The 12,514-nt window shown below is 71.8% G+C and carries 11 protein-coding genes; 1 reads left to right on the top strand and 10 read right to left on the bottom strand.

The annotated features are described in order from the left end of the window. Nucleotides 1-59: 59 nt before the first annotated feature. The 6 genes from ABT004_RS05035 to ABT004_RS05060 form a co-directional block, all read right to left on the bottom strand. A complete protein-coding gene (locus tag ABT004_RS05035) occupies nt 60-851 on the bottom strand; it encodes an SDR family NAD(P)-dependent oxidoreductase (protein ID WP_351331454.1) in 792 nt (263 codons plus the stop codon). Nucleotides 852-859: 8 nt separating this feature from the next. Further along, complete coding sequence (locus ABT004_RS05040; protein WP_351331455.1) at nt 860-1,528, bottom strand: TetR/AcrR family transcriptional regulator; 669 nt, start codon at nt 1,526-1,528, stop codon at nt 860-862. An 83-nt stretch (nt 1,529-1,611) separates the two neighbouring features. After that, nucleotides 1,612-2,652, bottom strand: a complete 1,041-nt coding sequence (locus tag ABT004_RS05045; protein WP_351331456.1) for a beta-ketoacyl-[acyl-carrier-protein] synthase family protein — start codon at nt 2,650-2,652, stop codon at nt 1,612-1,614. A 109-nt stretch (nt 2,653-2,761) separates the two neighbouring features. Beyond that, a complete protein-coding gene (locus tag ABT004_RS05050; RefSeq protein WP_351331457.1) occupies nt 2,762-3,583 on the bottom strand; it encodes a helix-turn-helix transcriptional regulator in 822 nt (273 codons plus the stop codon). Nucleotides 3,584-4,013: 430 nt separating this feature from the next. Beyond that, nucleotides 4,014-5,207, bottom strand: coding sequence for a DUF4032 domain-containing protein (locus ABT004_RS05055; RefSeq protein ID WP_351331458.1), 1,194 nt, complete (start codon nt 5,205-5,207; stop codon nt 4,014-4,016). A gap of 37 nt (nt 5,208-5,244) precedes the next feature. After that, nucleotides 5,245-6,192: a Gfo/Idh/MocA family protein gene (locus tag ABT004_RS05060; RefSeq protein ID WP_351331459.1), complete on the bottom strand. Its 948-nt coding sequence runs from the start codon at nt 6,190-6,192 to the stop codon at nt 5,245-5,247. 114 nt (nt 6,193-6,306) lie between these two features. Between ABT004_RS05060 and ABT004_RS05065 the strand changes: the two genes are divergently transcribed. Continuing rightward, nucleotides 6,307-7,761 (top strand): MFS transporter, encoded by a 1,455-nt coding sequence (locus ABT004_RS05065; RefSeq protein WP_351331460.1) that lies wholly within the window; start codon nt 6,307-6,309, stop codon nt 7,759-7,761. A gap of 21 nt (nt 7,762-7,782) precedes the next feature. Here ABT004_RS05065 and ABT004_RS05070 read toward each other — a convergent pair whose 3' ends face one another. Genes ABT004_RS05070 through ABT004_RS05085 form a run of 4 tightly spaced genes read right to left on the bottom strand, consistent with a single transcriptional unit; the run spans nt 7,783 to nt 12,504 of the window. Beyond that, nucleotides 7,783-9,660 (bottom strand): DUF2264 domain-containing protein, encoded by a 1,878-nt coding sequence (locus ABT004_RS05070; RefSeq protein WP_351331461.1) that lies wholly within the window; start codon nt 9,658-9,660, stop codon nt 7,783-7,785. Continuing rightward, nucleotides 9,657-10,637: a hydroxyacid dehydrogenase gene (locus ABT004_RS05075; protein ID WP_351331462.1), complete on the bottom strand. Its 981-nt coding sequence runs from the start codon at nt 10,635-10,637 to the stop codon at nt 9,657-9,659. The genes ABT004_RS05070 and ABT004_RS05075 overlap by 4 nt, the downstream gene beginning before the upstream one ends. 23 nt (nt 10,638-10,660) lie before the next feature. Next, a complete protein-coding gene (locus ABT004_RS05080; protein ID WP_351331463.1) occupies nt 10,661-11,524 on the bottom strand; it encodes a carbohydrate ABC transporter permease in 864 nt (287 codons plus the stop codon). Next, complete coding sequence (locus ABT004_RS05085) at nt 11,521-12,504, bottom strand: carbohydrate ABC transporter permease (protein ID WP_351331464.1); 984 nt, start codon at nt 12,502-12,504, stop codon at nt 11,521-11,523. Before ABT004_RS05085 ends, ABT004_RS05080 begins: the two co-directional genes overlap by 4 nt. Between the last annotated feature and the right edge of the window lie 10 nt (nt 12,505-12,514).

A 12,514-nucleotide genomic window follows, 5' to 3' on the forward strand; every position in this document is an offset into this window, starting at 1 on the left:
CCTCGGGAACCGTTCCATGAGTGGAGGTGTGACACAAGTGGCGTATGCGGCGCGGCGGGTCAGACCGCCGTGTATGCGCCATCCACGAGGTGGTAGCTGCCCGCGATGAACGAGGCGCGGTCCGAGAGCAGGAACACGATCAGCTCGGCGACCTCCTCGGACGTGCCCAGGCGGCCGGCCGGGTGCAGCCCGACGAGCCCGTCGTGGGCGGCCTTGTCCATCTCCTTGAGGAGCGGGGTCTCGATGAAGCCCGGGCCCACCGCGTTGACGCGGATGCCCTTCGCGGCGTACTCGGCCGCGGCCGTCTTCGTCAGGCCGACCACGCCGTGCTTCGCGGCGACGTACGCGGGGGAGCCGGCGAAGCCGACCGAACCGAGGATCGAGGCGACGTTCACGATGGCGCCGCCGTTGCCCGCGGCCTGCATGGCGGGGATCTCGTAGCGCATCGAGTAGAAGACGCCGTCCAGGTTCGTCCGCACCACGCGGTCGTACACGTCGATGTCGTACTCGCCCGTGGGGGCGCTCGCGCCGCCGATACCGGCGTTGTTCACGGCCAGGTCGAGCCCGCCGAACGTGTCGACGGTGAAGCGGACGGCCGCCTCGACCGAGGCGTGGTCGGTCACGTCGACGGCGACCGCGGCGGCCTTCAGGCCCTCCGCCTTCAGCGTCTCGGCGGCCTCCTGGGCGCCCTTCTCGTTGTAGTCCGCGATGACGACGTTCGCGCCGCCGCGGCCGAGGCGGCGGGCGGTGGCCAGGCCGATGCCGGAGGCGGAGCCGGTGACGAGGGCGGTCCTGCCGGCGAACTCGGCGGCGTAGTCCGTCACGTTGCCGGTGGTGGGGATGGTGCTCATGGTGCGATTCACTTTCTGGTTGCGACGTCGGGGGCCGCCGCGTCGGCGGCCTCCTCGATGAGGGCGTCGTAGGCCCGCGCCACCAGATCGGCGAGGTCTTCGGCGTCCGTGCCCGCGCCGCGCGCCCAGGTGCGCAGCGCGGCGGTCAGCACTCCGGCGGCGGCGCCGACGACGACCTCGGGACGTGGGTCCCGGGCCGGGTCGGTGCCGAGCCGGTCGGCGATGATGCGTACGGACTCGTCCTGGGCGTCGACCCGGATGCGTTCGTACGCGGCGAAGAGGGCGGGCTCCGTGTCCACGACGGCGTACAGCTCGCGCAGCCGCGGACGGTGGTGCCAGGCGGAAGTCCTCCGGTCGGCGAGCCAGTCCGCGACCGCTCCGCGGTAGGCGAGCAGTGGCGGCTCGCCGGCGGGGCGCTCGCGCAGCGCCGCGTTGATCCCCGCGCCGTCGGCACGGGTGAAGTCCAGGGCCGCGTCCTCCTTGCCGGTGAAATGCCGGCTGAAGGTGCGGCGGGTGACGTCCGCGCGCTCGGCGATGGCCTCGACGGTCACCTCGCCGAGCCCGCGGTCGAGCACCAGCTCGACGGCGGCCTCCGCGAGCGCTTCACGCGTCCGGCGGGCCTTGGCCTGTCGGCGGTCGCCGGCGGGTCGGGGGTTGGTGGCCTCGTTCGCCTTCATGTCTTCGACAGTACACCCGAATGTCCCAATGGGACACATGTCCCGTCGGGACATTCATGCGGAGGTGTGTGTGACCTGGTCCGTCAGGCGTGCCAGTGCCCGTGCAGCGCGGCGGTCGTGAAGCCGGGGCCGTACGCGACCATCGTTCCGCGGCTGCCCGCGGGCGGCGGCTCCTGGTGGGTGCGCTCCAGGACGCGGAGGACGCTCACGCCGCCCAGGTTCCCCTCGTCGGTGAGCGTGGCCGTGGAGTGGCGGGCGTCGTGCTCGGTCAGCCCCAGGGCCGTGGCCGTGTCCCCGATGATCCGCGGGCTGCCCGGATGGATCACGGCGAAGTCGGTGGGGCGCGCGCCGAGCCAGCCGGTCAGGCTCGGCAGGGTCACACCGAAGGCCGCGCGGCCCTGCTTCGTGGCGTCGAAGTGCAGGCCGTCGGCGGTGATCCGGCCGCCCAACTGGCCGGCGGTGTCCGCGAGGACGTGCTCGAAGCTGTCCTCGCATGCGAAGCCGGGGCCGAGCGGCTCGTCGCTGACGACGGCCGCTCCGGCCGAGTCGCCGAACAGCGCCTTGTAGATCATCGCGTCGATGCCGGTGTCGCTGTGGTGGTAGACGGCGGAGATCACCTCGGCGGCGACCACGAGCACCCTGCTGCCGGGGCGGGCCGCCACCATGTCCGCCGCCCTGATCAGCGACTTGGTGCCGCCCGTGCAGGCCAGCGTCGTATGGGCGAGGGAACGGGCGGTGGGCCGCAGCCCGAGCCGGGTCATGAGGTGGACGTCCAGGTTGGGCGCCGCCCACCCGGTGGAGTGCGTGGTGACCACGCCGTCCAGGTCCTCCGTTCTCAGGCCCGCCGCCGCGATGGCCGAGGCGGCCGCCTGTTCGGCGAGGTCGAGCGCGTCCGCGAACGCGGTGGGGGCACGCTCGGCGATGCCCGCCACGCCCGCGACCGTGGGGGAATCGAGCGGTCGGGAGAAGTAGCGGGTCCGTACGCCGCATCCCTGAACGGCGCGCACCGCGGCGGCGATCCGCGGATGGCCCGGATGACGGGCGCGTATGTCGTCCGCGATCTCGTCGGTGGTCACCTTGTGGGCGCCGAGGACGGTGTGCGGCATCGAGACGTAGGCGGGCATGGCTGACTCCCACGGGGCTCAAGGGGTTGAAGAGGGCTGTGGGGGGCCTGCTCAACCTACGTCGCTCCGACGCGTATGCCACGGGGAGGTGTGGCCTGAGGGGCGGAAATCAGCCTGCGCGCAGGGCGGGGTTCCTGGGGTGTGCGCGGTGTACGCCCGCGTGGAAGACCAGGATCATCAGGCGCGCACCTGGCGTGGTGAGCGGCTGGGCCGCGCACATCGTCGCCCAGCCGGGGCCCAAACGGGCGTGCAGCAACGGCCGTTCGTCGCCGTCGGGGTGCATGGCGGAGCCGCCCGACTCGTAGATCGGGGCCGCTTCCGGGTCGGCCAGCACCTCCTTCTCGATCTGGGCGAGCGTGTCGTCGTCGGGGCGCGCGGCGAGCGCGGCGCGCAACTGGGGCAGGAGCAGCGGCGCCCATGCGTTCCGCCAGTCCACCAGCATGTGGCGGGCGTGCCGGTCGAGCAGCATCCAGCGCATGGTGTTCACCGGGGGCCGGTGGTCGGGGAACAGCTCCGTGAACGCCCGGTTGCACGCCAGCAGGTCCCAGGACGCGTCCGAGACGTACGCGATGTGGTCGATGCCGTCGACCGCTTCCTGCCACACGCCGGGGATCTCCTTGCCCGACGTCGGATACAGCGGCCCCGGCGGGTCCTGCAGCAGTGCGTAGCGGCACAGCAGCACCCACTCCTGCTCATTGAGCCCGAACAGCCGCGCCACATCGCGCAGCAGTTCCGCCGGCGCGTTCGGGTACGTGCCCGACTCCAGCCGGTGGTACGTGCCGAGCGTCCGGTGCAGCAACTGGTCGACCTGGTGCTGGGAGAGGCCGGGGGCGCGGCGACCTTGCCCCGTCGGCCTGCTGAAGCCGTGGGATTCGGGGGCTATGAGGGCGCGCCGTTCACGGAGCAGGGCCCGAAGCGCCGTCTTGTTCATGGTGGGTAATCCCTCGTTGTTCACGCCGGGTTGAGCGTCCGCAGTCTAAATAGTCCCAAGGTCTTTGGTAATAAACATTGCCCGAAGAAAACGATCAGGCGATGCGTCATGATGGCGAGAGTTGGGTTGCCCACCTGCTGGTTTCCTCGCCCGTGCGCATGTGGGCGCGGCGTTGCGGCACTTGTGCCGGGCCACTCGAAAATGGCTGAAATTTTCCGCTACGGGTAACCCACAAGCCTCTGCGACCGTTCACGCAGGTGCGAGTGGGGCCGGGCCACCAATTGCGTTACATGTGGCCGGAAAATGCGTTGTGAGACGCAAACGCCCATACTCGTCCGGGCGGCCGGTGGAGGTCACTGGCTGCGGTCGGTGCCGTCACTCGCCATCACGTAGCGGCCACGGCACCGACCGCGCCCGGTCCCGCGCCGCGTCACCGGCCGGCCTTGTGCACACTCCGTACGTAGTCGTCGGCCGCCGCGTCGAGGCCGATGTCGTGCTGGGCGCGCTCGGACAAGTACCAGCGGTGCTCAAGGAGTTGGTGGTACAGCTCGGCCGGGTCCATCGGCGTGGACACCCGGTCGCGGACGGCGCGGACCGTGGGGCGGAACACGTCACGGACCCAGCGGTGGGCGAGGACCTCGGGGCGCGCGTCGGCCGCGTCCTCCTGCGTCGCCATCCAGCTCTCCAGGTCGGCGAGGAGCCGACGCGCCTGGTTCTCCTCGGCGTCCATGCCGGTCAGGCGCAGTAGTTGACGCTGATGGTGGCCCGCGTCGACGACCTTCGGCACGAACGTGACGGTGTCGCCGTGCGGAGATCGGGAGATCTGCATCTCGGCCACGTCGAAGCCCAGATCGTTGAGCCGGCGGATGCGGCGGTCCATGTAGTGGTGCTTACCGGCCGGGTACACCGACGTACGCGTCAACTCGGTCCACAGGTTCGAGTACCGCTGCACGATCTCCGTACCGAACTCGATCGGATCGATCGACGGGTGCAGCGCGCCCGACGCCTCCAGGTCGAGCATCTCGCCCGCGATGTTCACCCGCGCCAGATCGATGTCGTACTCCCGCTGCCCGTCGCTCAACCGCGGGTGCAGCTCGCCGGTCTCCGCGTCCACCAGATAGGCGGCGTACGCGCCCGCGTCCCGACGGAAGAGGGTGTTGGACAGCGAGCAGTCGCCCCAGGCGAAGCCGCTGAGATGCAGCCGCACGAGGAGCACGGCCAGCGCGTCCATCAGCCGGTGCACGGTCGTCGGCCGCAGCGTCGTCTCGAACATCGAGCGGTACGGCAGCGAACCGCCCAGGTGCCGTGTGATGAGCACGGGCTCCAGCGGGGACCCGTCGGACTGCTCGCGGCCCGTGACCACGGCGAGCGGATCCACCGCGGGGATCCCCAACCGGTCGAGCGTGCGCAGCAGTTCGTACTCGCGCAGTGCCGGGCGCTCGGCCAGCTCCTTCACGGCGACGACCTCGTCCCCGGCGCGCGCGTAGCGCACCACGTGCCGCGAGATGCCGCGCGGAAGCGGCACCAGGTACTCCTCGGGCCACTCCTCAAGCGGGATGTGCCAGGGCAGGGCGAGCAGGAGCACCGGGTGCTCGGGGTTGGTGGCGCTGATCTCGAGCGGCATGACCACCAGCGTAAAGGGGGCCCGACGCCGCCTCGGCCTAGAGTTCGAGGACCGGTTCCGCGCGCCCCGACGCCAGGGAGCGTTCGGCCGCCGCGAGGGTCTCCGTGAGCCGCAGGCCGAACCGGGCGTCGCACGGGTGCGCCGGGCCGCCGCGCGCCGCCGCCAGCAGCGTGTCGACGGCGCGGGCCAGCGCCTCCTGGGCCGTGCCGGTGCCCGTCGGCATCGCCGACACGCCCAGCGTGCCCCGCAGTTCGACCGTGGTGCCGGCCGCCGCCGGGGGCGTGGTCAAGCTCAGCGTCGACGTGCTGGAGACGCCGCCCGCGTGCTGGAACACGAGATGCACCGTGTCACCGGGGCCGGCGTGCGCCGCCACCGTCCGCACGTCGCCCAGGATCGGCAGCAGCACGGAAAGGGCGTGCGGACCGACGTCCCACAGGGCGCCCTTCTCGGCCCGCCACGGTGTCGTGGCCCGCACGTGCGCGTCGTCGCCGGGCGTGTACAGCGCGGCGTTCCAGTCGGCGCGACCTGTGAACCAGCCGTCCGTTCCGGCCTGTTCGGCGACCCAGGCCGCGGTGACCGGTGCGTGCCGCAGCGTGCAGAAGACGGTCGACGCGACGCCCGCGGTGTCCGCCGCCTCCACGACGGCGCGGGCCGCGTCGGGACGGGTCGCCAAAGGCTTGTCGAGGAGCAGATGACAGCCCGCCGCGGCGGCCCGCGCGGCGAGCGGGGCCTGCACGTCCGGCGGCACCGCGAACGCCACGACGTCGCTCGCCGCGAACAGGGCGTCCACATCGTCGTACGCCGTCGTGCCGTGCTCCGCCGCGAGCTCGGCCGCCGCCTGTGGCCTGCGCCCCCAGATCCCGACGAGGTCGACGTCCTTGTGGGCATCGAGCGTGGGAGCGTACGTCCGCCCGGCCCATGAGCCGGTGCCGACGAGGCCGAAGCGCGCAGGGCGGGAATCGGTGAGCGGGGTGGAAGTGGTCATGAACGGCAGTATCCGCCAGTTGGTTGCCCCATGCACAGAGGGCGGGCCGAGTGGTAGAGACAGGGCATGGGGTTCGGAGAATACTGACGCACCGAACCGGTCGACCGGAGACACATGAATACTGCACCGATATCGGCGCCGCGCCCGCGCGAGCGGTTCGCCGTGCCCGTGCTCGCCTTCGGCGGCATCCTCATGGCGGTCATGCAGACCGTCGTCGTCCCGCTCCTGCCCGATCTGCCGCGGCTGACCGGCGCCTCGCCCGCCGCCGTGTCCTGGATGGTCACCGCGACCCTGCTCGCAGGCGCCGTCCTCACCCCGGTCCTCGGCCGGGCCGGCGACATGTACGGCAAGCGGCGCGTGCTGCTCGGCGCGCTCGCCCTCATGACCGCGGGCTCGGTGGTGTGCGCGCTGACCTCCGACATCCGGGTGCTCATCGCCGCCCGCGCCCTGCAAGGCGCCGCGGCCGCCGTCGTGCCGCTGTCCATCAGCATCCTGCGCGACGAACTCCCGCCGCACCGCACCGGATCCGCCGTCGCCCTCATGAGCTCGACGGTCGGCATCGGCGCGGGCCTCGGCCTGCCGCTGGCCGCGCTCATCGTCCAGTACGCCAACTGGCACGTCATGTTCTGGGCGACCAGCGCCCTCGGCGCGCTCGGCCTCGGCCTCGCCTGGTGGGCGGTGCGCGAGTCACCGGTCCGCTCCCCGGGGCGCTTCGACCTGCTCGGCACGCTGGGGCTCGCCGCGGGCCTCGTCTGCCTGCTGCTCGGCGTCTCGCAGGGCGGCCAGTGGGGCTGGGGGAGCCCCGCCGTCCTCGGCCTGTTCGCGGGCGCCTTCGTGGTCCTCGGCCTGTGGGCGTGGCAGCAACTGCGCATCGAGCGGCCCCTGGTGGACCTGCGCCTGGCCGTCGGCCGCCGGGTCGGGCTTCCGCACCTCGCGGCGCTGTTCACCGGCTTCGCCTTCTACGCCAACTCGCTCGTCACGGCGCAGCTCGTGCAGGCCCCCGTCGCCACCGGCTACGGGCTGGGCCTGTCCATCGTCGCGACCGGCCTGTGCATGCTGCCCAGCGGCATCATCATGCTGCTGTTCTCACCGGTCTCGGCCCGGATCTCCGCCGTACGGGGCCCTCGGATCACGCTCGCCATCGGGGGCGTGGTCCTCGCCATCGGCTACGCGGTCCGTATCGTCGACAGCACCGACCTGTGGGTGATCCTCGTCGGCGCCGCCGTCGTCTCGACCGGCACCACCCTCGCGTACTCGGCGCTGCCCACGCTGATCCTGCGTGCCGTCCCGGCCTCCGCGACGGCCTCCGCGAACGGCGTCAACGTCCTCATGCGCACCATCGGGCAGGCCGTCTCCAGCGCCGCCGTCGTCGCCGTGCTCGTGCACCACACGACGCGGGTCGGCGGCGCCGAAGTACCGTCCCTGGCCGGTTATCAGCTCGCCTTCGCGATGGCGGGTTCGGTGGCCCTGGTGGCGGCGGCGGTCGCCCTGGCCGTCCCCTCCGACGGCCCGTCGGGCCGCACCGTCGCGGGCGCCGCGGCCCCGGCGCCCACCGCGAAGAGAGCGTGAGGAGGCGACCGCCGACGTCTCTCAGGCGTGCTGAACGTGCGGCGGCTCGAACCCGACGACGGTGCGCGCGCCGTCGGCCCAGTGAACCGTCAACTCCCCGTCCAGGAGGGCGACATCGGACGCGGCGTCCACGAGGGGCGTGTGCGGCGGCTCCGCGCCGAGTGCGGCCAGCGCCGCCAACACCGTCGTCCCCTCGACGTCCGCTGCCAGGCGCGGGACCCGTACCCACGGCTCGAACGCCGTGCCCTGGGGCGCACGCACTTCGTCCCGCCGGTCCCAGCCGCGCAGGCCGACCAGCTCCGAGTGCAGCGCCTCCGTGGCCCAGCCGGTGAGCGTCACTCGCGCCCCGTGCGGGGCACCGACCACCCGGTGCACGCGCAGCTCGTACGCGCCGCGCGCCACGGTCACGCTCTCGACGCGGAGCCCCGGCACCATCGGCGGACCGGACGTGAACACCGGCCGGTGCCAGGACGCCGCCCAGCCCCAGCCGTCGCCCTGACCCGCCCCCAGCGGGTGGATGCGGCGCCGGGCGCTGGCGATGCCGCCGACCTCGACCGAGAGATGGTTGTCCGCCGCGTTGGACGGGGACGTGGGCCCGGTGTGCGTGGAGTAGGCCTGGTGGCTGTAGAGGGAGTCGGCCTCGGCCGCGTCCTCGCCCTCGAAGGGGCGGACGTGGTCGCTGCCGTGGTTGTGCAGCCGCACGATGCCGTCCACCTGCGTGGACTGCACCAGCAGGCCGGGCGCGGGCAGCGCGAGCACCCGGTCGGGGCCCTCGCTCGGCGCCACTTCCTCGGTCGCCGTCCACAGCGGATCGTCCTCGCCCGCCAGCAGCGAGACGAATCCCTTCGATGCCCAGTACGGGGACGCCGGGCCCGAGTAGTTCTGCAGCGTCGCGTCGTGCGGGCCGTGCCAGCCGAGGCTGAGCAGACCCTCGTCCGTGACGCCGCCACGGTCCAGGAAGTAGCGCAGGTTCCCGCTGATCAGACGGCGTGACGCGCCCGGGGACAGCGGCGTGTGCCCGGTGACCGCGCCGATGCCGACGGCCGCCGACGCCGCGAACCGGTAGGTGAGCGAACGCCCGAAGTGGATCGGTGCCCCGTCACCGCCGAAGAGCAGCGAGAACCCGTCGAGGTGCTCGCGCAGCCGCGGACCCATTCGCTGCGACAGGGCGGAGTCGCCCGTCAGGTGCGCGTGCAGCATCGGGTACAGGTGCAGCGCCCACCCGTTGTAGTGGTCGAAGGCCCGGCCGTCGCCGTCGCGGTACCAGCCGTCGCCCTCGTACCAGGTCTCCAGCAGGTCGAGCGCCCGCTGGATGGCGCGGGCCGTCGCCGCGTCGGACCGGCCGACGGACTCCAGGAACGAGGCCACCATGAACGGGAAGAGGTACCAGTTGTTCGGCGCGGGCGTGTGCGCGATCGCGCCGCGCAGCCACTTCTCCGCCCGGTCCTGTACGTCGCCGTCGAGCCGGTCCCACAGCCACGGGCGCGTCAGCGACAGGCCGAGCGCCACCGACGCGGACTCCACCATCGGCTGGCCCTGGATGTGGTGGTCGAGGATCAGCGGCCAGGACTCGGCGTCGTCGCGCCCCGGCGTGCGGGTGCCCGCCGCGAGGCCGGACGCGTACCGGTCGAGCCAGCCGTGCGGGTCCTTGCCCTGCGCGCCCGCGACCCGGAAGCCGGCCGCCAGGAAGGTACGGGCGTACCCCTCGAGGCCGTCCGAGCGGACACCGGACGCCGAGGGCCGGCCGGGCAGGTCGAGCAGCGCGCCCTCGGGCGTCGCCCACCGCCAGGCCGCCCCGAGCAGTCCGTCGGCGACGGCCTCCCAGTGCGCACGGGTGAAACCGGTGTGCGGGCTCAACTCCCGGTCTTCTGCCGGGAGATCGAACGGGGTGGTTGTCATGCGAGGTACGCCAGCCTTTCGCGTCGTACGGGATGGGCGAAGCCGTCGCCCCTGGACCAGCGCGTCAGTTCGCCGACCGCGGTGTCGGCGAGGCGCTGCCACTCGCTGCCCTGGGAACCCGCCAGATGGGGGGTGATCAGCGCGTTCGGGCAGTCCCACAGCGGGTGGTCCGCGGGCAGCACCTCCGGGTCCGTGACGTCGAGGACCGCGCGGATGCGGCCCGCGCGGACCACGTCGGTCAGGGCGTCCTGGTCGACGACGGCGCCGCGCGCGGTGTTGATGAGCGTGGCGCCCGGCCGCATCGAACTCAGCAGCTCCCTGCTGACAAGCCCGGTCGTGGCGGGCAGCAGCGGCGTGTGGACGCTCAACAGGTCGCTGCGCGTGAAGAGTTCGGGCAGGCCCACCCGCTCCACTCCGAGCTCCGACGCGTCCTCCTCGGAGACGTACGGATCGTGCAGCAGCACCTCGAAGTCGAAGGGGCGCAGCAGTTCGATCACGCGGCGGCCAATGAGCGAGGCGGACAGGAGGCCCACCGTGCGGCGGTAGTTGCCCACCTCGGGCGAGGTGAGCAGCCAGTCGCCGCGCTCGCGCTCGCGGTGGAAGTCGCGGGCGCGTTCGAGCACGTGCTTGCCGTGCAGCAGGATCATCGCGAGGGTGTACTCGGCGACCGGTAGCGCGTTCGCCGCCGCCGCCGAGGACACCGCGATGCCACGCTCCCAGCAGGCATCGGTGACGTGCCCTCGCACCGAACCGGCCGAGTGCACCACGGCTTTGAGCGCGGGCGCCGCCGCCAGTACGTCGGCGTCGAGCGGCGGGCAGCCCCAGCCGGTGACGAGCACCTCGACGCCGGCGAGCACCTTCTTCGCCCGCTCCGTCGTCAGAGCGTCGAGTACGGGAAGCGGGGCGAGGTCGCAGACCTCGGTCAGCGCGGCCATCGACCGCGGCGTGAAGACGGCCGCCGCGGCCTGGGGGGACATGACCAACGCCGCGCGGAGCCTGCTCACTTGACCGACCCCGCCGTCAGGCCGGACTTCCAGAAGCGCTGGAGGAAGATGAACGCGAGGACGAGAGGAAGGACCGCGAGGAGCGAGCCCATGATCACCACCGGGTAGTACTCGGGCGAGACGGTCGCCTGGCTGTTCCATTGGAACAGGCCGAGGCTGACGGGATACAGATCTTGGTCGGACAGCATCACCATCGGCAGGAAGAAGTTGTTCCAGATCGTGGTGAGCTGGAAGAGGAAGACGGTGACCAGGCCGGGGCCCAGCATCCGCAGCGCGACCTTGAAGTACGTCGCGAGTTCGCTCGCGCCGTCGACGCGCGCGGCCTCCAGGACCTCGTTGGGTACGTAGCCCTGGGCGAAGATGCGGCCGAGGTACACGCCGAACGGGTTGAACAGGACCGGGATGAACACCGACCAGAAGGTGTTCACGACGCCGGTCGCCGACGCGATCAGGTACAGCGGCAGCGCGAGCACCGTCTGCGGCACCATGACCGCCGCGAGCACCAGGCCGAACAGCTTCTCCTTGTGCCGGAAGTGGTACTTGTCGAAGGCGTAGCCGCAGGCCACGCTGATCAGCGCGCCGATGGCGGCGCCCGCGACCGCGTACAGCAGGCTGTTGCCGTACCAGCGGCTGTACAGGCCGCCGTCCATCGCGAACAGGTCCTTGAGGTTCTGTACGAGGGAGAAGTCGCTGAAGGACAGGATGTTGCTGCTGAACAGGGCGTCGCGGGACTTCGTCGAGGCGAGGACCAGCCACAGGACCGGAAGCAGCGTGTAGAGGACGGAGATCGCGACGACGACATTGACCGTCGCGCGCCCCAGCGTCCGGGGGCGAAGGAGGGTGGAGTCGGTGGCGCTCATCGGGCTTCCTCCTCGGCCGAGTTGACGCGGTTGGTCCAGCGGGTGACCCCGAAGGAGACGGCGATGGTGATGATCAGCAGGATCACCGAGGCGGCGGCCGCGAGCGAGTAGTTGTTGCGGCTGAACGCCGCGTCGTAGATGTACATGCTCGGCGAGAACCGGGTGTCGACCATCTGCGAGGACTGGTGCAGCAGCATCGGCTCGGTGAACAGCTGCAACGCCCAGATCAGCGTGAACATCGCGACCATGACCACCGAGGAGCGCACGAGTGGGGTCTTCACCTGTAGCGCGGTGCGCACCGGCCCGGCGCCGTCGACGACGGACGCCTCCAGGACCTCGCGGGGGACCGCTTGCAGGGCCGCGTAGAAGATGACCATGTTGTAGCCGAGGTTCGACCACAGGGCGATGTTCACGATCGACGGCAGCGTGGTGTGCAGACCGAGGAAGTCGACCTGGATGTCCGCCGAGCCGAGTGCCTCGACGATCGGGCTGATGCCCGGCGTGTAGAGGTACAGCCAGATCAGCGCGGCGATGATGCCGGGCACCGCGTGCGGCAGGAACAGGCCCAACTGGGCCCAGGACCGCAGCCGTACGACACCGGAGTCGAGCAGCAGCGCCAGCGTGAGCGAGCCGATCACCATCAGCGGGATGTAGATCACGCAGTACAGCGCGACCGTGCCGAGCCCGGACAGGAACGTCGGGTCGGTGATCACGGCGGCGTACGAGCGCAGGCCCACGAAGACGCTGCGTTCGGGGCCGAAGCCGAGGCCCGGTTGGTCGTCGCTGAAGAAGCTCATCCACACCGCGGTCCCGACCGGGATCAGGAAGACCAGCGTGAGCAGGACGAAGAACGGCGCCATCAGGACGCCGGCCGCACCGCCGCGGCGGCGCTTGGCCGCCCGCTGTGCCTTGTGCGCGTCATCCCTCGTCGCCTGAGGGGCGGGTGGGGCCGAGCGGGCTTGGGCTGTTGTCGCGGTCATGGGTCACCTG

It is taken from the genome of Streptomyces sp. NPDC002790 (genome assembly GCF_040295505.1).
In the GTDB taxonomy this organism is placed as follows: domain Bacteria; phylum Actinomycetota; class Actinomycetes; order Streptomycetales; family Streptomycetaceae; genus Streptomyces.

Coding starts and splice junctions, on each gene's coding strand:
- ABT004_RS05035 (WP_351331454.1), bottom strand. CDS start 851: ATGAGCACCATCCCCACCACCGGCAACGTGACGGACTACGCCGCCGAG.
- ABT004_RS05040 (WP_351331455.1), bottom strand. CDS start 1,528: ATGAAGGCGAACGAGGCCACCAACCCCCGACCCGCCGGCGACCGCCGA.
- ABT004_RS05045 (WP_351331456.1), bottom strand. CDS start 2,652: ATGCCCGCCTACGTCTCGATGCCGCACACCGTCCTCGGCGCCCACAAG.
- ABT004_RS05050 (WP_351331457.1), bottom strand. CDS start 3,583: ATGAACAAGACGGCGCTTCGGGCCCTGCTCCGTGAACGGCGCGCCCTC.
- ABT004_RS05055 (WP_351331458.1), bottom strand. CDS start 5,207: ATGCCGCTCGAGATCAGCGCCACCAACCCCGAGCACCCGGTGCTCCTG.
- ABT004_RS05060 (WP_351331459.1), bottom strand. CDS start 6,192: ATGACCACTTCCACCCCGCTCACCGATTCCCGCCCTGCGCGCTTCGGC.
- ABT004_RS05065 (WP_351331460.1), top strand. CDS start 6,307: ATGAATACTGCACCGATATCGGCGCCGCGCCCGCGCGAGCGGTTCGCC.
- ABT004_RS05070 (WP_351331461.1), bottom strand. CDS start 9,660: ATGACAACCACCCCGTTCGATCTCCCGGCAGAAGACCGGGAGTTGAGC.
- ABT004_RS05075 (WP_351331462.1), bottom strand. CDS start 10,637: ATGTCCCCCCAGGCCGCGGCGGCCGTCTTCACGCCGCGGTCGATGGCC.
- ABT004_RS05080 (WP_351331463.1), bottom strand. CDS start 11,524: ATGAGCGCCACCGACTCCACCCTCCTTCGCCCCCGGACGCTGGGGCGC.
- ABT004_RS05085 (WP_351331464.1), bottom strand. CDS start 12,504: ATGACCGCGACAACAGCCCAAGCCCGCTCGGCCCCACCCGCCCCTCAG.